16 protein-coding genes and 1 pseudogene are annotated in these 20,217 nt (G+C 34.8%); 8 read left to right on the forward strand and 9 right to left on the reverse strand.

Translation table 11 applies throughout. From position 1 onward, the window contains the following. Positions 1–367: 367 nt before the first annotated feature. Together KI430_RS02590 and KI430_RS02595 are read right to left on the reverse strand one after the other, a co-directional pair. A protein-coding gene (locus KI430_RS02590) for an IS3 family transposase (RefSeq protein WP_248874265.1) occupies positions 368–1,542 on the reverse strand; the annotation gives its coding sequence in 2 pieces (ribosomal slippage) (positions 368–1,284 and positions 1,284–1,542; 1,176 coding nt in all). 232 nt (positions 1,543–1,774) lie between these two features. Then, positions 1,775–3,457: a T9SS type A sorting domain-containing protein gene (locus KI430_RS02595; protein ID WP_248876727.1), complete on the reverse strand. Its 1,683-nt coding sequence runs from the start codon at positions 3,455–3,457 to the stop codon at positions 1,775–1,777. Positions 3,458–3,648: 191 nt separating this feature from the next. Between KI430_RS02595 and KI430_RS02600 the strand changes: the two genes are divergently transcribed. From KI430_RS02600 to KI430_RS02620, 5 genes are read left to right on the forward strand one after another with little or no spacing between them, the layout of a single operon-like run. Then, the gene (locus KI430_RS02600; RefSeq protein WP_248876728.1) at positions 3,649–5,598 is read left to right on the forward strand and encodes a sensor histidine kinase; all 1,950 of its coding nucleotides are present in this window, start codon (positions 3,649–3,651) and stop codon (positions 5,596–5,598) included. A 5-nt stretch (positions 5,599–5,603) separates the two neighbouring features. Beyond that, complete coding sequence (locus KI430_RS02605; RefSeq protein ID WP_248876729.1) at positions 5,604–6,269, forward strand: response regulator transcription factor; 666 nt, start codon at positions 5,604–5,606, stop codon at positions 6,267–6,269. Positions 6,270–6,316: 47 nt separating this feature from the next. Beyond that, entirely contained in the window at positions 6,317–6,520 is a 204-nt protein-coding gene (locus KI430_RS02610; protein ID WP_248876730.1) for an ArsR family transcriptional regulator, read from the forward strand. Positions 6,521–6,556: 36 nt separating this feature from the next. Continuing rightward, positions 6,557–7,285 carry a helix-turn-helix domain-containing protein gene (locus KI430_RS02615; protein ID WP_248876731.1) on the forward strand — a complete coding sequence of 243 codons (729 nt, stop codon included), beginning with the start codon at positions 6,557–6,559 and terminating at the stop codon, positions 7,283–7,285. 22 nt (positions 7,286–7,307) lie between these two features. Then, entirely contained in the window at positions 7,308–8,468 is a 1,161-nt protein-coding gene (locus KI430_RS02620) for an FAD-dependent oxidoreductase (RefSeq protein WP_248876732.1), read from the forward strand. Between the two features lie 295 nt (positions 8,469–8,763). Here the strand turns inward: KI430_RS02620 and KI430_RS02625 are convergent, their stop codons facing one another. Further along, positions 8,764–9,393 carry a DUF2306 domain-containing protein gene (locus KI430_RS02625; RefSeq protein ID WP_248876733.1) on the reverse strand — a complete coding sequence of 210 codons (630 nt, stop codon included), beginning with the start codon at positions 9,391–9,393 and terminating at the stop codon, positions 8,764–8,766. 123 nt (positions 9,394–9,516) lie between these two features. Beyond that, positions 9,517–10,680 carry a helix-turn-helix domain-containing protein gene (locus KI430_RS02630; protein WP_248876734.1) on the reverse strand — a complete coding sequence of 388 codons (1,164 nt, stop codon included), beginning with the start codon at positions 10,678–10,680 and terminating at the stop codon, positions 9,517–9,519. Between the two features lie 172 nt (positions 10,681–10,852). On the opposite strand from KI430_RS02630, the gene KI430_RS02635 reads away from it, so the two are divergent. Beyond that, positions 10,853–11,524 (forward strand): hypothetical protein, encoded by a 672-nt coding sequence (locus KI430_RS02635; protein WP_248876735.1) that lies wholly within the window; start codon positions 10,853–10,855, stop codon positions 11,522–11,524. Between the two features lie 90 nt (positions 11,525–11,614). On the opposite strand, the gene KI430_RS02640 is transcribed toward KI430_RS02635, so the two are convergent. The 5 genes from KI430_RS02640 to KI430_RS02660 form a co-directional block, all read right to left on the reverse strand. Beyond that, positions 11,615–14,785 carry an ABC transporter permease/M1 family aminopeptidase gene (locus KI430_RS02640; RefSeq protein WP_248876736.1) on the reverse strand — a complete coding sequence of 1,057 codons (3,171 nt, stop codon included), beginning with the start codon at positions 14,783–14,785 and terminating at the stop codon, positions 11,615–11,617. A 2-nt stretch (positions 14,786–14,787) separates the two neighbouring features. Continuing rightward, complete coding sequence (locus KI430_RS02645; RefSeq protein ID WP_248876737.1) at positions 14,788–15,660, reverse strand: ABC transporter ATP-binding protein; 873 nt, start codon at positions 15,658–15,660, stop codon at positions 14,788–14,790. A 119-nt stretch (positions 15,661–15,779) separates the two neighbouring features. Then, positions 15,780–15,986, reverse strand: coding sequence for a helix-turn-helix domain-containing protein (locus tag KI430_RS02650; RefSeq protein WP_074234565.1), 207 nt, complete (start codon positions 15,984–15,986; stop codon positions 15,780–15,782). A 1-nt stretch (position 15,987) separates the two neighbouring features. After that, the gene (locus tag KI430_RS02655; protein WP_248876738.1) at positions 15,988–16,503 is read right to left on the reverse strand and encodes a DUF2975 domain-containing protein; all 516 of its coding nucleotides are present in this window, start codon (positions 16,501–16,503) and stop codon (positions 15,988–15,990) included. Positions 16,504–16,803: 300 nt separating this feature from the next. Then, on the reverse strand, positions 16,804–17,907 hold the full coding sequence (locus tag KI430_RS02660) for a serine hydrolase domain-containing protein (RefSeq protein WP_248876739.1): 1,104 nt from the start codon (positions 17,905–17,907) through the stop codon (positions 16,804–16,806). Positions 17,908–18,233: 326 nt separating this feature from the next. Here KI430_RS02660 and KI430_RS02665 point away from each other — a divergent pair, with 326 nt between their 5' ends. Together KI430_RS02665 and KI430_RS02670 are read left to right on the forward strand one after the other, a co-directional pair. Further along, entirely contained in the window at positions 18,234–18,767 is a 534-nt protein-coding gene (locus tag KI430_RS02665; protein WP_248876740.1) for a dihydrofolate reductase family protein, read from the forward strand. 112 nt (positions 18,768–18,879) lie between these two features. After that, a pseudogene (locus KI430_RS02670) lies at positions 18,880–19,887 on the forward strand (serine hydrolase domain-containing protein). Positions 19,888–20,217: the final 330 nt, after the last annotated feature.

The raw sequence follows: 20,217 nt of genomic DNA on the forward strand, positions 1-20,217 counted from the left end.
ACAATTGACGTGATAGAAGCATCTTATGCTTTAAATTTTAGCAGAATATAAATATTTTACTCTTATGAAATCTAAAAAGCTTATCATTCATTTTAATCTTCAACCAATTCTTTACAACGTGACTTCTGGCTGTTAGAGCGTCTACTTCTTATCAGTAAGAGGGCTGGATAGCCGTAAATAAAACTACATAATTTTTTCCTGTAAGCAGAAAGGCAAAACAAGTCTGGTTTTTATGAAAAAATCAGTATAGCAACTAGGCTTATCAGATTAAAAATGAGGGTTTTCATAAATTTAAAAATATATTAGATGAACAAAAGGATATAGTTAAGTAATATCTTGGATATGCAAACAAAATTTCCAGTATAAGTTAAGCTACATTTTGATAAATTTTGTTTTGATTGTTAAACTCTTCAATAGTTTGATAATTCAAGGCACTGTGGCGTCTTTTTTTGTTGTACCATATTTCAATATATTCAAATATTTCCAGCTCCATTTTTTCTTTTGTAATAAGCTTGTTTCCATAAATCAGTTCTGTTTTCAAAGATTTGAAAAAGCTCTCTGCCACAGCGTTATCCCAACAATTTCCTCTCCGGCTCATGCTTCTTGTAACTCCATAAAATTCCAGAGTATTTGCAAATTTTCTGCTTGCATATTGAACGCCTCTGTCGCTATGAAAAATTAGACTTTCCCCTATTTTTCTGTTTTTGACAGCCATTTTCCAGGCAGAAAGACTTGTCTCTTCGGTGCTCATTCCGTTGCTTAAACTCCATCCAATGATTTTCCGATCATACAAATCAATCACTGTTGTCAAGTACAAAAATCCTTCTTTGGTTTGAATGTAGGTAATATCAGAAACCCAAACTTGCGCAGGTTTTTCGGCTATAAAATTCCTGTCCAGCACATTTTCTACCACCAAATAATTGTGTTTAGAGTTTGTAGTCACTTTAAATTTCTTGCTCAGTTTACTTCGCAGTCCAAGCTCTTTCATATATTTAGCCACTGTGACTCGGGATATTTTGTAACCCAAGGAATTTAGCTCAGACGTAATCCTAGGGCTGCCATAGCGCTGTTTTGATGAAAAATATATTGAAGTGATTTGCTGTTTTATTTTTTCCTTCAAAAGCAATTTCTTGCTGCAAGGCCTGTTTTTCCATTTGTAATAACCACTGGAACATAGTTTTAAAACATTGCACATCTTTTCAATCGGGAAAATAGATTCATTATTTTTTATGAATTTATATTTCAGCGACCGCTCTTGGAGAAGATGCCGATTGCTTTTTTTAATATATCTCGTTCTAATTCTGCATCCTTCAACTTTTTTTCCAGCTCATGAATCTTTTCCTGTTCGGGTGTCAGTTTCAGTTTTCCATTCCCTGGAAAACTTCTTTCTCCAAATTCTTCGTACTCCTTACGCCATTTGTAAAGCAGCGTGACTGCGATTCCCAGCTCCCTTGCGAGTTCTGACACATTAGTTCGTTCTTTGCTTAGCTCAACAGCTTTGGTTTTAAAAGCAGGATCGTAGATTTTTCGCTCTCCTTTCATAGGTTAAAATTAAGGTTTTATGCTTAACTTTAACTGGAAGCTAAATTAGTACATCCATCTGTCAATACTGAGTTATAACCATTTCAATACTTTGACTAAGAAATTGAATAAGTGTCATAAGATTAAAAAATCATAATTAATAAACTACAATTTAGTGGATAATATCTGGTAGTAAGAACACAAAAAAACCAGACAGCAATAAGATGTCTGGTTTAATTTTGTATTGATCTGATTAGTGGTTGATTAGGATTTTTTTACTTACAATTCCTGAAGAGGTTTCGATCTGTGCAATATAATAACCTGATGGAAGAGAACTCACATTCAATTCTGTTCTGCTGTCAGTCATATCTTGATTTAGTACAATTTGTCCTGCAGAATTAATAAGACTTATATTCATTAGCCTGCTGTTCGGTTGCGTTTTTATTTTCAGGATGTCAGTCACAGGATTAGGGTAGACCTGTACAAGCGCTGATTTAGAGACGTCATCAATGACTGACATTGTACCATCTTCAAAAAATAAAGTCAGGTTGGGAACATAAAGAACAGGGAAACCTTCTGGTGGGTTCAAAGCATCAAAAGGCTGTTCGTCACCGTCTCTGCTTCGGGAGTAAATAGGCTCTTCGGAAAAGGTACCAATAAATGTTGACCATAGCACCATTTGTGGATGACTTTTATTGGTATAAACTACAAGATTTTTTCCTGAATAATTGAAAGAATTCTGAAGCGGTATATAAAGCTGGTTGAAACCTTTCTTAAAATTCATTTTACCATCAAAAACTTTAGTAAAAGATGACGGTGTTAACCATTCTGAAGACAAATCTTCCTGATCAGTCTCAGCCAAAAATATCTGAATCGGAATGTCATTATTGTCTTCATCAAACTGACAAGTATATTGCAATCCGGTAATTTTAGCGTTATTTGTTCCAATCTGTTGCGAAGTATACATACTCTGCCCTAAACTATAAAAATTGAAAAAATTAAATGGGATGGAATGCTGCAGTGTAAAAGATCCAGAGCCGATCTGTACGTTTTTGGTTCCATCTTTCATAATATGTACTGCCAGATCTCGGGATTGGTCGTTAGTTGTATTTTCATCGCCTGAAAGTTCTACCAAGGCATAAACCGATTGTTGAGGCATATCGCTTTCCTGTGGTGTCCAAGTCAGGATCTTCTGTGATTTTTCTCCGAAACTAATGGGATCTCCTGCAACGGATGCCAGTTCTGTACCGCTACTTGATTTCAATTTGATATTGTAATTACTCTGTGTTAATTGTCCGCCGTTGGTAACCTCAACCATAAGCATAGCAGATTGTCCGGCATTCACAGAAGTGTTACCACTGATTTGACTTACCAAAAGATCTTTGTCAGGTACAGCGTCAATTCTTACATCATCAACTGCCCATCCATTGATAAAAAAGTTACTGCCATCGTAACGGAAGGCATATTGTATTTGTGTTGCATTTTCAGGAACTGTGATAAAGTAAGTGAAACGATCCTGTGGAATGTTAAGTGTCCCTAAAGGTTTTTCCCAAAGTGTTTGCCAGGTTTGGCCACCGTCAAATGTCACATCCGCTCCAATAGTTTCCCCTGCATCGCCAAGGAAATTAATTAGATATTGATTGTAAGATAAAGCCAGTCGCTTATGTCCTGCGGTATTGATCACCGGCGAAACCAATCGGCTCAAACCGACCTGCATCCCGTAGGTCATATAAAGTTCGGGGGCTGTTCCGCCTGATATCTGCGAATTATTGATAGACCAGCCCGGTGGTTGTTCTGCTTTGATTTCCCAACCAGGCGGCAGACCACCAGCAGGATAAGAAAAGCTTTCTGTATAAATCGTCTGCTGAGCAGATGCCAGACCTCCATAGAAAAGATAAGCAGGAAGGACTGAAAGCAAAGTAAAAATTTTCTTCATAACAATAATGATATGTGGTTAATGATTACAAATTAACTCTATTACTAACATTAAAACAATTCGTGATAGTTGCTAAATTTCAGTAGGTCAGCTAAGTACTGGTACTTAATTTTATCCTGAAGCCTTAAAAAAAACACCAATTTTCAGGATTTAACGCCATATTTGTATGATGCATTTGAAATGCTGAACATATGAAACGGTCCTATATTCTTACTTTACCCAGTATCCGCAAGCTTATATCTCTCAGCAAAATTATACTACTGCTGATTCTATGTCTATCCTGTGAGTATAAGAATAATAAATCAAATGACCATCAAGAAAATTACGACAGTCAATTTAATGAGATACATAAGCTCGTTTATGAGAACCCATCATTAGCTCGCCGAAGCGCTTCACAGATTCTAAAACAAATTTCTAAAGAAAATGTTGAGGCTAAGGTTATATGTCTGAAATACATCGGTTCGTCTTATGCATTTGAAACACAGTATTCAGAAGCGATCACATATTACAAAAAAGCATTATCGTTTGCAGAGAAGTTAAATTTCTATTATGAAATCGGCAATCTAAATAACAATCTAGGTACCATTTATAATGAATTTGGGAACTATAGAGCCGCATATATGTATTTTGTAAAGGCTCTTCAAAATTATGATTTGTCTGGACACAAAGAAAAAAAAACAGGAACACTTAACAATATTGGATTAACATACCTTAATCTTAATCATTACGATAAAGCGTTGGGTTATTTTAAAAAAGCCCTCAACTCAAGCACGATCAATAATGATAGCATCCTTACCGCTACCATCCTCAATAATATAGCGATATGCAATTTTTCTAAAAAGGATACCAATAGAGGAATGAAAAACCTTCGGCAATCAATACTATTATCTGAGAAAGCTCATAACCTATACGGAACTTGTGTATCTTATCAGATTATGGGCAATACTTATTTATCACTGAATGAAAAAAGCAAAGCTTATAATGCCTATTCAAAGAGTGTTGTAATAGCAAAAAACGCAGGCCTTGTTCATCTTCTTGCCGTCTCCAAAGTGGGGCTGGCCAGACTTGCGTTATCTGAAAATAATACTGCTAAAGCCAAACTATTAGCTGATGAAGTTATGGCGGTATCTGAACAAAATAACAGCCAGTCTCTAAAAGCAGATGCTCTTCAGCTTTTAGCTAGTATTTATGAGAGTAGGAAAGATTACAAAGAGAGCCTGAAGTATTTCGAAGCGCATACGAAACTGAAGGAAGAGATGACTAATAGCTCGATTGTTAATCAGATCTATGATGTGGAAGTAGATTATCTCAACCAGCTCAATCAGCTTCAGACACTAGAGCTGGAAAAGAAAGAGCTCGCTATCAGTAATAAAAATATTATACTGCTACTGATGTCTTTGGTATTTATGATTATTTTTGGAGGGCTCTATTTTCTATACCGTAACCATCAGAATAAGCAGAAAGTAAAACTTCAGGAAACCATCATCGAGTTGAACAGGCGAAAATCCAACGCGGCACTTGAAGCTGAGATCAGAGAAAGAAAAAGAATTGGACGTGAGTTGCACGACAGTCTCGGGTATCTGTTATCTTTAGCAGGTCTTAATGCCAGTGTTTTACAGAAACGCAACGATATTAATGAAATCAAAAAAAGTGAACTTATTGCAGCTCTAATGGAAAGTATTAATGAGGCATTCGATGAGGTAAGAAATATTTCCCACAATCTGGCTCCATCACTATTATCAGAACAAGGCATCAAAGGTGCTTTAAAAAATATCGCAGATAAGGTTAACCAAAGCGGTAAGATTAAAATGAGTTTTGATACCTTTGGTCTGCAGCAGCATTTAGATGATCTGATAGAGAATATCCTCTACCGTACCATTCAGGAAATAGTGAATAATACTATCAAACATGCGGATGCATCTGAATTATTTGTTCAGGTTGCCAAGGACTCCCATCAGATTACGCTGATCTCTGAAGACAATGGAAGAGGATTCGATGTTGAAAAACTTGAAGACGAAGCAAGTTTTGGGCTGGCACATATCAGATCGTGGATAGAAAACTTAAACGGTAGTATGCATATTGATTCAAAAATAAACAGAGGAACAATTATTAGTATAATGATTCCCATAAACATTGAATAACACGTATGGCAGATCACACAATAAAGGTTTTGATAGTGGACGATCATCAATTGATGATCGAGGGACTCAAAGTACTTCTTGAAGATGAATTATGGATCAAAGTAGTCTCTGGTGCAGCATCAATGGATGAAGCAATCAAAATTTTAGAGGAGCAGCAGGTTGATATTATTCTAATGGATATCAATATGCCTGAAATATCGGGAATAGATATGACCAAGAAGATCAGAGAACTCTACCCGGCAGTCAAAGTTATTGCTTTAACCATGCACGAAGATATTTCAGTTATTTCAAAAATGATCAAGGCTGGTGCTTCGGGCTACATTCTAAAAAGGACGAATATGCAAGAGGTAGTTGATGCTATTAGAGCGGTTCATCAAAACGGTCGCTACCTTAGTGCCAGTGTCCAGCACGTCATAATGGATAATCTGATGAGTCCCGAAGAGCTTTTAGATGCTGCTGAAGAAGACAAGCCTGTATTGTCGTCCAGGGAACTGGAAGTACTTCGACTAATTGCTAAAGAGTTTAGTAACGAACAGATTGGAGAAGCACTGTATATCAGTGAACGGACTGTAGAAGCACATCGGAGAAATATCTTTATCAAAACAAAAACCAAGTCTATCGTAGGATTAATTAAATATGCACTTAATGAAGGGCTTGTGGAATTGGATTAACAACTTAGGCTAATAAATTAATAACTTTTTAAATTTTTAATTACACAATGAGTGAGAAACAAAATAAAAAACCAGTTAAACTATGTTATGAACATATCGGTGGAAAGCTTGGTGAACTTTTACTGGAACGGTTTATAGCCAAGGGATGGATTGAAAAAGCTGATCCTAAAGAGAAAAATTATTTAATCACTGCAATAGGAGAGATTGAGTTCGCTAAACTAGGCATTGATCTATCAAAAATCAAATCATAACCCTTGACTTCACCTGACGATAACCTACAATTCCGTTTGGTAGAAGCCGACCAAGCTATTTCTGATTTTGTCTACTGTTTTTCGGCCTTCCATAACATAGCGGCAATTGAAGAAGGCATTATTATTCCTAACGGTAAGATAGACCTGGTATTGTCCCTTGATGATAAAGGGCAATTCCATATCAGTCTTTTAGGTCTGGAAACTGAGCCGAAGATGACACCGAAGCAGACGTTTACCAAATTCTTCTCTATCAGTTTTGAACCGTTGGCGGTTGAATACATCCTTCGAACTGAGGTTGCTGACCTGCTTAACAGCGGTAAGAAAATGCCTGATAATTTCTGGGGATTCACAGCTGAGGATCTTTCTGACTTCGAGGTTTTCTGTTTAAAAGCATCCCGCGTCATCACCTCTCTCATTCCTAATGAAGTAGATCAGAGGAAACAGCTTCTTTTTGCAGAATTACGGATGGCAAATGGAGAAGTTAAAGTAGGAGAAATTGCAGAAAAGCTGGGTTGGAGTTCCCGACAGATCAATCAATATTTCAATCGTTTCTTAGGCGTTTCATTAAAAACCTACTGCAGAATTCTGCGCTTTCAGTCTTCATTGCGACACATCTGGGAGGGTGAATTATATCCGCAGCTAAGCTACACAGACCAATCCCATTTTATCAAAGAAGTAAAAAAATTATCCGGCGTATCACCGAAGGAACTCAGCCGTAATGAAAATAGCCGATTTTTACAATTTTTAGTTTACGATAAGAAATAGCTTTGCCGGAAAAAGTAACAAGATGCTATTAGAAAATAAGAAAGTTGTCATTATCGGTGCGGGTCCCGGAGGTCTTACACTTGCAAGACTTCTCCAACAAAAGAATATTAAAGTCCAGGTTTATGAGAGAGATTATGATAAAAATGCCAGAGTAAAGGGTTCGCCATTAGACCTGCATCAGGATTCGGGACTGGCAGCACTGAAAGAAGCTGGTCTTATGGAGGCGTTCCAACAAAATTTTCTCCGTGGTGCAGACCGTGAAAAAATTATGGATCAAAACTCAGAGATCCACTACAGCGACCATCACCATAAAAAAGAAGACGATTTTAATAATAAATATTTTCGTCCCGAGATTGACCGCGGCGTGCTTCGCAGCATTTTACTTCAATCCCTAATGCCGAATACTGTCGTGTGGAACAGTCATTTTATCTCGATGGAACCTCAGGACAATGGTTGGCTACTTCACTTTAAAGATTCTGCTTCAGTTTACGCTGATTTGGTAATTGGTGCAGACGGTGCTAACAGTAAAATTCGCTCCTATATCACTGATATTAAACCTTTCTATACAGGTATTACAATGCTGGAAGGACATATTGAGGATGCTTCCCGCAATGCACCTGTTATTAATACACTTTTGGAAGGGGGCAAAATTATGGCATTTGGCAACAATCAAAATCTTTTGATGGGACAGAAAAGTAATGGTGATATAGGATATTATGCCAGCTTTAGAGCACCAGAGGATTGGAGAAGACATAATGGAATTCTTCATTATAACAACAATGAGGTCTTGCAGTGGTTTCAGTTAGCTTACAGTCAGTGGAATCCTATCTGGGAACAATTATTTACTGCTGCCACACCGCCGCTTATTCCAAGACCGATCTATTGCGTGCCATTGGATCAGTATTGGGTTGCTAATCATAATGTGACCGTTTTAGGAGACGCTGCTCACGTGATGCCGCCTTTTGCAGGCGAAGGCGTTAACATGGCTATGCTTGATGCTTTGAAATTGAGCCAATTGCTGACTGCAGATGCTAAAACAAATATGCTGGAGACCATTGCTGCTTACGAGGAAGAAATGAGAGCAAGAACATCTGTTATAGCTCAAGAATCCCTTCAAAATGGAGAAATCATGCATAACGAAGATGCCCTGAAGTCCATGGTTGAAATGTTTTCAAGGCATTAGATATTTGATGATTTTGTAATTATTATTCGACATTGTTTTGTATTTCTCGGCAACGTTGATGTAATGTATGGATTTTTTTGAATCTGATTTTCCTTCTTTTAGCTTAGTTAAATTATTCAAATTAGGACATCCTGAAGAACAATTTTAGCAATTTAAAATTAGTCGCCTTATCGTGTAAACTTAATAGAATGCTACTCGGACTATTTGTTAAAAGATATTGATAATTATTTGAAGCTATTAATACATCATTAATGTTGATAATGCATCTCATTACAATTAATTGTATTAACAGAATTTAACTGTCTGATAAAAGAGATTCACCCGCAATTTTATTCTTTTTATTAATAAAATAAGCCACAAAAATATTGGGAATCCAACAGAGCCAGGCAACAGTAATGTATGAAATTGAATTATCATCGGTTATTTTTACTAAAAGTGGATACCATAGTCTCAAAGTAACGGCAGCAAAAGTACAGGCATAACTGTATATCATAAGCTGTTGGTGGGCTACTATATTTCCTTTTCTAATTGCTAAAAAAGCTGTAAGCGTCATTATAAACCAGACCAATCCTAGAGATATGAATCCCAATGCCGCGGCAGCACCTTCATTGGCATAAAATCCCAGATAGATTCCTGAAAGAGAACCTATCAATGCAGAGGTAATGTAGATTTTCCCCAACATTCTATGTAGTTTCAAATGTTTATTTCGGAATTTGCTGCCGAATTGCGTCCATCCGATCAGTAATGAAAGACCAGCGAAAATAATATGCAGGAAAAATGCAGCTTTCCAAACTAAATCAGCAAGAAGCTCTGGCGCTTTGGTGTGTAAGAAAGTATTTTTATGATCTACAAAAACATAGGTCAAAGGATAGGCACCAATCATAAGCGCAAGAATACAATTCAGGATAAACAGTAGTTTTCTCATATGGATTTCTAAAATTTCTGTAAAAGTCAGGATTACAGGTGATCAAAGTGTTCCAAAATGAAAGATGATACCTATTTTTGATAATTTAAATATAAAATAATCGGTATTTTGTAGGAAATAGTCTCAGGAAATAAGCTTCTGATCTTTTAAAAATTCTCGAGGTGAACAGCCTGTATATTTCTTAAAATTTCTATTGAATGAGGTTTTGGAATTGAATCCGCATTCGAATGCCAATGTCAGAATTGTAAATTTTTGATTTTCTGGTAATACAACGATTCTTTTAAATTCTTCGATGCGGTAGCGGTTGATGTAATCGTAGAAGTTTTTATTTTCGACAGAGTTGATGGTTTGTGACAATACATTGGGATGAACATCGAGTAGTTTTGCAATATGATTCAGATTGATTTCCGGATCTTTATACAGCTTCTGATCATTCATCATAGAATTTAATTTTTTGTAAACGCGTTGTATCGTTTCATCACCTGCAAAATTTTTCTGGTATTTTGGATATTCAACATCCTCGTCAGTATTTAAATTCTCATCGTTCTTCTTGTCGAGTACAGCCGGATTCAAAATACCAACTTTACTGATTCCAAAATAAGCGGCCAATACTACAAATAATACAACGAGGGAAAAAATAAGGATCTCACTTTTTATGATAACAGCCACCCAGATCGTCGATATCCCGATAATGAGGTAATATCCCCAGTTAAGATTGATTTTTTCGGTGTTGGAAAAAATATTTGATATCTGTCTCTGATATTTTTTTATCGTCAATGTACTCAAAATCACATAAAAAATACCTGACAAAGCAATTATTACGCTTATTATGGTACGCAATACTTTGTAAGAACCTCCATTATGTCGGTAAATCTCAATCTTATCGTGGGATGACATCAGAAAAAAATCAATCAAGAAAAAGTAAGTAATCAAAACAGGCGCAAGATGAAGAAACCACATTTTTCTTTTGGGATAATTTCCTGTAAGACAACTGATATACAAATATAGCATTGGACCGTGAACCAAAGGCAAAGGTATTTCTAATCCAAGGAGATAAGGAAATCTAATGTATGAATTCGAAAATATAAATAAAAAACAGATCAGATGGATCCCGATTAACAGGAACCACGCCGAAAGAAGATAATCTGCCAATCTTTTCTGAGGCTTCCCCAATAATAGAAAACAGGCAAAAAAAGCAATCAAAATTCCGGCTAAATAAAATAGTTGGGAAGAAAAAGATTCTACATCGAAACCCATTAAATTTAAAATGAACTGAAATATATTCATTTTAAATTTAATGAGAAAATGAAAACAAAGCTTCCTTATTTCATATCACTTTCCCAATCGTGTTTCTGAGTATAGTTTTAGGATATAATTTCAAATTTGGCATTGATATATTTTGAATGGAAACGTTATTTCTTTTATTTTAGGGGGATCAAAGATTTAAATGCTCTTCCATATGACTAAAAAACTGTTATTTATTTTGATGTTAAGCTTAATGTTTAGTTTACAGTCCAAAGCTCAAAACAAAGCAATAACTCCATCTGATCTACTGACGTTTCAGGTAACTGCCAAGAAAACGGTCTATAAAGGTAAAGACGCTTTAGCCTTGGAAATTCCTGGCCAAGCCATTGGAGACAATACATTAGCGATCTTGAAAGACATCGATTTTCATAACGGTATTATTGAAGCTACAATTTCCGGGCAGCCGCTTGCGAATGCGGGAGAAACGGCTCGTGGGTTTATTGGAATTGCATTCAGGGCAGCTTTGGATGCTTCTAAAATGGAAGTTTTTTATTTGCGGCCAACCAATGGAAGGGCAGAAGATCAGATTCGTAGAAACCACTCCAGTCAATATATTTCCATTCCGGGATTTCCTTGGGAAAAATTGAGAAAAGAAACACCGGAAAAGTACGAATCATACGTAGATATAGTGCCTGCAGAATGGATCAAAATAAAAATTGTTGTAAAGGATGATACGGCAAGGTTGTATGTTAATGGTGCTTCTCAGCCTACCTTGATCGTCAACGACCTGAAACAGGGGAAAGATGTTCGAGGAAGTATTGGATTATGGATAGGTCCCGGAACTTTAGGATACTTTACAGATGTTAAAGTGATCAAAGAAGATTGATATATATGACTTACAAATTCAAAATACATATCAAAAAATCCCCGCACTGATAAAAGTACGGGGATTTTTCATTTATTAAAATCTTCAAAATTATTCAGAACGGAATAAATTATAAATTTTCTTCCTGATTTCACCATTAGGACTTACCTTATAAATTTCTTGTAGCAAATCCAAAGTAATCGGTTTTTTAGGATATTGATTATGGAAAAGAAAACTTTTAAGTGCTGCATTTACCTTGTCTTCGCCAATTAGTTCGCATAGTTTCACCATAACCACCGCACCTTTTGAATAAGAAATATGCGTATTTTCACCGCTCACTTTGTATAGCGGCTGATTTTCAGATAAGCCTTTTTCATTATCAAAAATCTGTTGATGCACTTTTACTCTTTCCATCATTTTTTCTTTTCCGTGCATCTTTTTGTAGATCATCATTTCGGTGTACATCGCTAAGGTTTCAGTCAGCATCACTGCGCCTTCTCTGTCATCGGGATCGATCTGGCTGTTTCCCCACCAGAGATGCGAAAGTTCGTGCCCTGCAAGCTCATTGATGACATCCTGATTTTGATCAGCTTTAATATTGGTGTGGAAAAGCATATCTTCCGTCATAAAAATAGATGAAGGATAAGCGGTAGCTGCAAAACCTTTCGTAAAAGAAGAAACTTCCGCAAAGCTGATGGTTTTGAAGGGATATTTTCCAAAATTCTGTGTACAGTAATCCAACGTAATTTTTGCATTTTCAAGTAAATGATTAACGTTTTCCGAATGTTTTTTGTTATAAAAAATATTGATCGTAATGCCTTTATAAATCAAGCTTTTCACCTGATATTTTGCAGAGGAAACAGCAAAACGAAACGGAATTTTATTCGATCTGTAATGAAAATAGTTTCGGTTATCTTTACGGTAATGTTGAATCAGATCTCCGGTTCCTACAACGGTCTGGTCTTTTTCTGTGGAAACGGTCATATCCAGATTAATGAAATCTTTTTTGAATACTTCAGGAGCTTCTAATTTTTTTAATTCCGATCGTTTTCCCAGTTTAAATTCTGCCCGTTTTTCTTCATCTTCAATTTCATTATCAGCTTGATATCCGAAAGTTGGAAAATATCGGCTGATTCTCATAAAAGAACCATTTTCTATAATGGAATTGAAAGAATCGTGACCATTGACGGCAGACCAGTGATAGGAAATTTTAAAATCCAGACTGGCAGTTTCTCCAGGCTTTAAAGGGTTTTTCAAACCAATTTCAGTTACTTGCTGAGTAATTTTTCTTGATTCGTAAGCTGTATTGAAATGGGCTGATTCTATTTGAAGATCAGGATTGAAATTAATCAAAATCTTGTCAATAGGTTGATTGGTTTGATTTAACAACCTATATGTTCCATTAATCTTATAAGAATTTTCAGATGGATAAAGCTGTATTTCGGTGGTCACATCAGTAATGGTAGGTTGTGCAAGATCTTTATAATGTTTGAATTTCCTTTCATATTGAGCCGATTGTACCATCTTTTCATCTCCGTTTTGAGGAATATAGCCTTTCATAAAAACATTTCCGGCAAAAGCTCCAACAGATAATATAAAAACTGTGAGAATGAGTTGTTTTACATTCCATTTTTTTGTTTTGAAGCTTTTATTAATCAGCCAAAAACAAGCAATTAAACTTAGTCCGAACAGCAATCGTTCTGCAAAAGCTGACGCGTAAGGTCCGTATCCGTTAAAATCGCTGTAAACGCCTTTGTAATCTGAAAATATTCTCAATAATGGAATGGATATGATTTTTTTCGAGACAGGTCCTGCGAATGTAAAACCCACAAGCACAGAAATTCCCAGTGCTACAAATCGATTTTGGATATTGTCATTGATCAGCAAAATAAAAGCTGAAAAAAGGATCAGTGGAAAAGTATTAAAAAGAACGGTTCCCAAATAGGCATTCCAATCGATGTGAAAATAGCTGTAAATGAATTGAAATATCAATCCTTCGACAATTAAAATGAACGTAAGAAAGAAAAATAAGACACTGATGGAAAGAAAATGTCCGCCGAGTTTATTTTTAGAAAAATAAGTGCTTTTCTCAATCAGTGAAAACCCCGATGAATGGCTTCTCCAGTACAAATCATTAATAAAATAAATGGCGATCAGCATTCCAAATAGATGGAAATTTTCCGAAATGGTAGTCGACATCAATCCTGAACTTGCATATTTTTGAGGAAGACGAATTCCCTTTTCGATTTCAGCGTACATTTCCATTCCAACAAAAAATAAGAGTAATATTGAAATGGCTACAATAGTGATACTTTTAAAAAGGTAAATGAGGTCGATTTTTGCAAATGATAGTACGGATTTTATATCAGAAATAAATCCAAAAGAAGATTTCGCGGTTGTAAATGGTTTTAAATTTTTATTAAAAGAAATACTTGCGACCTTGTTTTTGCTTTTATTTTTGTTTTGGGAAGGTGGAGAGAATGAAAACAGTTTGTAAGTCAATACCAAAAGTAACATTGAAATAATTACAAAAACGATTCTGTTGATCAATAAAAATCCGGTAAATGGTACAATCAATTCATTCTTTTGTTGAGCCGATAACGTTCTTGCTTCAAAAAAATAAGATGAAATTCCAAAAGGGTCTATCAATGCTGATAATTGCTGTGTTTGCAATGATTGCGGTAAACTTCCTGCCATAAACGGCGAATTTGAAAAAACGAGGATCACCATATAAAGAACGTAAAGAAACAGTCCGCCGACAACAACCAGAAGTTTTTTCTTGGTGGTAAATGAAATGAAAAATAAAAAGCTGCAGACTACAATACAATTGATTCCTCCGAAAATAAGAAGAGGGTAGAAGTAATGCCAAAAATGAAAATGTTGCTGAATTTCACTTCCTGTTCTTAGATTTTGTCCGATTATAAATCCGATCATTAAAAATATAAAACTGAAGAAAGTCTGCAGAAAAAAATTAAGAAATTTTCCCTGCAGATATGTTCGTTTCGAAAAAGGATACGAGAAAATGAGAATATCAAATTTCGAATCCCAATCTTTAAAAAGCACCTGAATGGCAAAAATTATGGCAAAAAAGATGATAACCAGACTTAATAATCCTGTCATAAAACCAATTGTGTACGGAGAATTTAAATAAATTCCTTCTCCAACGGTAAGATTGAACTGATTTCCACAGAAAATGCCGATTAACAGGAGAATTAAGGTAACGAAATATGCAGACCAACGCTTGATTGTACGTTTGGCCTCAAATAAAAATAAAACATTCATAACTATGGTTTTTGAGTAAGCGTATGGAAATAAACGTGTTCCAACGATGGATAGACTGCCGTAAAATCTGAAAGCGGTAGTTCCGAAAACGCAGTGATATATAATTCTCTTTCAATCAGTTGTTGGCTGATGATCCTGTAATTGGATTGATAATCTTCCAGCTGATCTTTTTCAATTGGTTTTGACCAGATCTTATTTTCCAGCTCGGAGATCAGTTCGGTTGGATTTCCCTTTGTGAGAAGGTTTCCTTTGTTGATAATGGCTACTTCTGAACACAGATTCCGGACATCTTCAACCAAATGTGTGGAAAGAATCACGATCACATCATTGCTGATTTCGTTTAGTAAAGAATTGAAACGGTTTCGTTCCTCGGGATCCAGACCAGCGGTGGGTTCGTCAACTATAATGATCTTAGGATTTCCCAGCAAAGCCTGTGCAACACCGAAACGTTGCCGCATCCCGCCGGAAAAGGTATGGACTTCCTTATTTTTAAAATCAGAAAGATTGACTTTTTCCAATAGGTTTAGAATTTGGTTATTCCGTTCAGAATTATTGCTGATCCCTTTCAATAAAGCTATATGTTGTAAAAGATCATACGCAGATACTTTGGGATAAACGCCAAAATCCTGAGGCAGAAATCCGAGATTTTGTTTAATATGATCCGGATTTTCAGAAACATCGATTTCGTTAAAAATGATTGTGCCCGAAGTTGGTTTCTGCAGTCCAACGATGGTTTTCATCAATGATGATTTTCCGGCGCCGTTGGGTCCCAATAAACCAAACATTCCGTTTTCTATATTCAAAGAAATATCTTTAATAGCTTGAAAACCATTTTTGTAGGTGAGGGTTAGGTTGTTAATTGTTAAAGTATTCATAGGCTTGATTTTAGGTCATAGAATTCCTGGCAACGTTTCCATTGCTTTTAAAATTGTGCGTAAAAAATGTTGGTGGTAAAGCTAATTGACTAAGGTCACAAAAGCTTTTAATATTTAATTTATTCTTCTTTATACTCCAGAATATCTCCTGGCTGACATTCCAACGCTTTACAGATCGCTTCCAGTGTATCGAAACGCACACCTTTAGCTTTTCCGGTTTTTAGAACAGAGAGATTGACATTACTAATTCCTATTTTTTCTGCCAATTCTTTACTCTGCATTTTTCTCTTGGCAAGCATAACGTCTAAGTTGATGATAATCGGCATTTTATATAAATAGATCTTGTTCGTTTTGTAAATGTAAACCCTGTTTAAAGATATTGGCAAGGAAATAACAGAAAATTCCCAGCATAAAGTGGATAAAAACCAATCCCCAAATGATGCCTTCCACTTCTACAAAAAAACTTGCTATAATAACGATGGGTAAAGGACAGAAAATATTGTAGATGTAAAATCTTTTGAGGTGTATGATATTTCCTTCAGTAAATAATTTTGACTGAAAGAAAACCTTAAACACCTTTGCCGACAACCAGAAAAAGATTCCGTATGTTAATAGAACAAGCAAAAATGACAGGATGATATAGGGATAATTATTTTCGATGTTCAGAAAAGGCTGTTCTGTAAATGGGTAATTAATATGCAGATACAGATTTTGTTTGTAAGTCGTCACTGCAAAACCAGTCAACAGGCAAAACACCGAATATACAAATGTGATAAGATAACCTGCAGATAATACAATACACAGGTAATACAGGATTTTTGAAATATTTTTACTTTGATTCATAAGATAATCAATTAAATTGTTAATGCAAATATATAATTAATTATCGTAAAACATTAATTAATTAAAATTTTATTTAATAACATAAGCACCAAGCTACCATTTTCGATAAGTATAGATATTTTGGAAAAACTGAATTTTCTTTCAGGTAATGAGAAAAAAGCTAAAATTATTTTGGAGTTACTATGTTTAAAGTACAATCAACCAAAAAGAAAAAAGACTAAAACCTAAATGAGACTTCAAATCATTCAATACGATGAAATCTTTGTTGTAGCAAAAATAGTTGATCTAATACAAAATCGTTTACTGAAGCAATTGATCCATTATCGTATTTGAAAGCTGGTTCAGATCGCCTTGTGACTGGTCGGTCAGGATATTGGTAACCAGAAAAATTCCGGCTTTCTGGTTAGGATAAAGCGCGATCCAGGATGAATGACCTAATGTTCCGCCGTTGTGATACAGCATTTTTTTATTTTGATCATAATTATAAGTATTCCAGGCAAAGGCTCTTCCGTACTGTGGATTTCCTGCTAAACGATTCATAGTCTGTTTGACCACGGAATCATCGCTATCTAAGTACATTTTAATGTAATTAAGTATTGAGCTTGTAGAAGATTTCAGACCACCTGCATAATTATAAAATCCATTAATTAAAGGCATTGGAATCTTTTGACTGTTTTTGCCCAATGAGACATTCGATCTATCATTATAATCTACTTTGAATAAAGTGTTATCTTCATGAGACCGTGAAAAAATATATTTTTTAACCAAATCTTCAAAAGATGATTGATATACACTCTCCAATATATAACCAACCAATTGGACACCGGCATTGGAATAATGGTAGTTATTTCCTGTTTTGTCAATCAGGCTTAAAGTTTTAAGTCGATTAAAAAAATCATCTCTGGTAAAATGCTCAAAGCAGGATATCTGCTGTCCAGTTGTCTGGTCAGCAATATTACAGTTAATGGTTGGCGGAAATCCAGCAGTATGCGTTATCAAGTGTTTTAAAGTTATCGGAGTATTTTGCTCCAATTCCAAATCTGGGTATGATCCCTTCAAATATTTTCGTACATCGGTTTCTAATGATACTTTTTTATCCTGAACAGCTTGAGAAAGGAGTATTCCGGTATATGTTTTGGTTATTGAACCAATCTCATAAATTGTCTTGTCGTTAGCCAGCCTGCCATTCGACAATTTCCCGAAATGAAATTGATATGATTTCCCATTGACATAAACAACACCTGACAGATTTTCGTAGTTTTCTTTTAGGAACGCAGATGCTTCTCTGTTGATAGTTTTTTCAATCAGTTCCTGAGATATTTGAAGTGCTTCTTTTTGCGCTTTTACATCTTGTTTGCAACCTAAGAGTATGATGAAAATGAATAGGCTTATTGTTTCTTTCATGGTTAATTACTTTACGAGGATAAGACTTATTCTTAAAACTCTTGAATGAAATAAAATTTAAATGTTATTAGGAAGTAAAATTAACATTTAAAAATTAACAACATTTTATCCGAAATTATAAGTTATGACAGTCTCAAAATAAACTTTCTTATCCCTTTTTCTTAGTATATTACGTCCATAATTTCGGAATTTAAAATTGAAAAATATATTAGTAAGGAACCTAATTCTTTTTTTATTTTAAAGATACCTTATTGATTTGTGGCAAAATAATCAGAATAATAATTATTTGAAAAATAAACTTGAAGAAATATTAAAGTTCAAAACAGATGCGAAATATATCACTTTTTATTGCGATGAGCTTAGATGGGTACATTGCACAGCCAAATGATGACTTAAGCTTTTTAAAAATTGTAGAAAAAGAAGGAGAAGATTATGGTTATGCAGACTTTATTGCCAATATTGACACCATAATTATTGGCAGAAAAACCTATGATTATGTGCTTAGAGAAATTGGCTCATCACATTATGACAACGGACAACGAGATGTATATGTTATCACAAGAACCGAAAAACCAAAAGTTGGCAGAACGACCTTCTATACAGGCGATATAAGAGATTTGGTTAAACATTTAAAGTCTGAAAAAGGGAAAAATATTTATTGCGATGGTGGTGCGGAAGTCATCAATGAACTATTAAAACATAATTTGGTAGATAAGTTTATAATTTCGGTTATCCCCATTCTATTAGGAAACGGGACAAGACTTTTTAAAGTGGGAAGACCTGAACAAGAACTTGAGTTTGTTGAAGCCAAAACTTTTGAAACAGGATTGACCCAACTGCATTACCGGCAGAAAAAATAAACAACTAATAACCAAAGATCATTATATTAGCTTTAAAATCAACGACGTGAAAGATATTCTTATCGGTGTATTCATCTTAACTTTTTCTTTAAGTTATTCTCAAATAAAAAAAGTGGAAGAGGTTATTGATTCTTCTGTAAAGAAAGATAATTTTAACGGCGCTATCTTACTGGCTCAAAACGGGAAAACCGAATTGCTTTCTTACAAAGGTCTTGCTGACAGGCATTATAATATTAATTTTTCCGACGATACCAGATTTCATATTTTTTCTCTTACAAAAACGTTTACGGCTGTTCTCATTATGCAGCTATACGAAAAAGGCAAGATAGATTTAGACACTACAATTTCAACTTATTATCCTGAATATAAAGGGGAAGCAGCACAAAAAGCAACCATCAAAAATTTGTTAACTTACAGTAGTGGCAGAGAAAATAAAGATATCAGTACACCCGAATTGATTCATCAGGCATACGACAACACGATTTGGAATCTGGATGATTTTATAAACACTTATTTATCTGAAAAATTGATTGATAAGCCCGGAATAAAGTTTAGCTACAACAATGGTGACTATATTTTGTTAGGAAAAATTATTGAAAAAATTTATAAAAAATCTTTTGAGTAAGTTTTGAAAGAAGAAATTTTGATTCCTTTGAAAATGCAAAATACGGGGATGCTTCATCATAATGATATTATTAAAAACATTGATGACGGTTATTCTGCAGACGAATCTGATCCTTTTCTACTTCACACTCCCACAAATACTTATATTGATAATTTTTATTCTGCCGGAGCTATGTATTCTACGCCAAAAGATATGCTGATTTTTGATCAGGCAATTTTTAATAATATTCTATTAAAAAAATCAACTTTAGATTTAATGTTAACTCCATTTAAAAATCTTGAAGATACTGCTTTGGGTTTTTGGGTTTATCCTAAAAGCTTTGGGAAAATGAGTACTTTATTTGTAGAACGACAGGGTGAAGGATATGGGCACAGTGCCAATTGGGTACATTTGCCCGAAAAAAAACTCACGCTTATTATCCTATCCAATACAAAAGATATTAAGTATCTCAATAAAATGAGAGAAAGAGTAATCTCAGCATATTATGGGCAGTAAGAAATTTAAAAAGTTTATATTTTTAAGACAATTTTATATAAATCTTTGAGTTATATTTTATACCTTACAAATTAACTTGTGAAAAGAGTAGAATATATTCTGTCAGACATAAATCGTTGCAGATATAAGATAGCCAGAAGTAGTAGAATTTTAGAGGAAACCAAAGAAGGCAGGTTAAATATATTACCTCTATAAAGATATAATCAATCTTAAAAAATATATATCAGGTTATTCTTATGAGGAAGCCAGGATTTATGAGATAGAGATATTAATTTTAATGATTGAGGTGAAAATCCATATAAGCATAAACCTTTCTGTTTACAAATTATA

This window comes from Epilithonimonas zeae, from assembly GCF_023278365.1.
GTDB classification, from domain to species: domain Bacteria; phylum Bacteroidota; class Bacteroidia; order Flavobacteriales; family Weeksellaceae; genus Epilithonimonas; species Epilithonimonas zeae_A.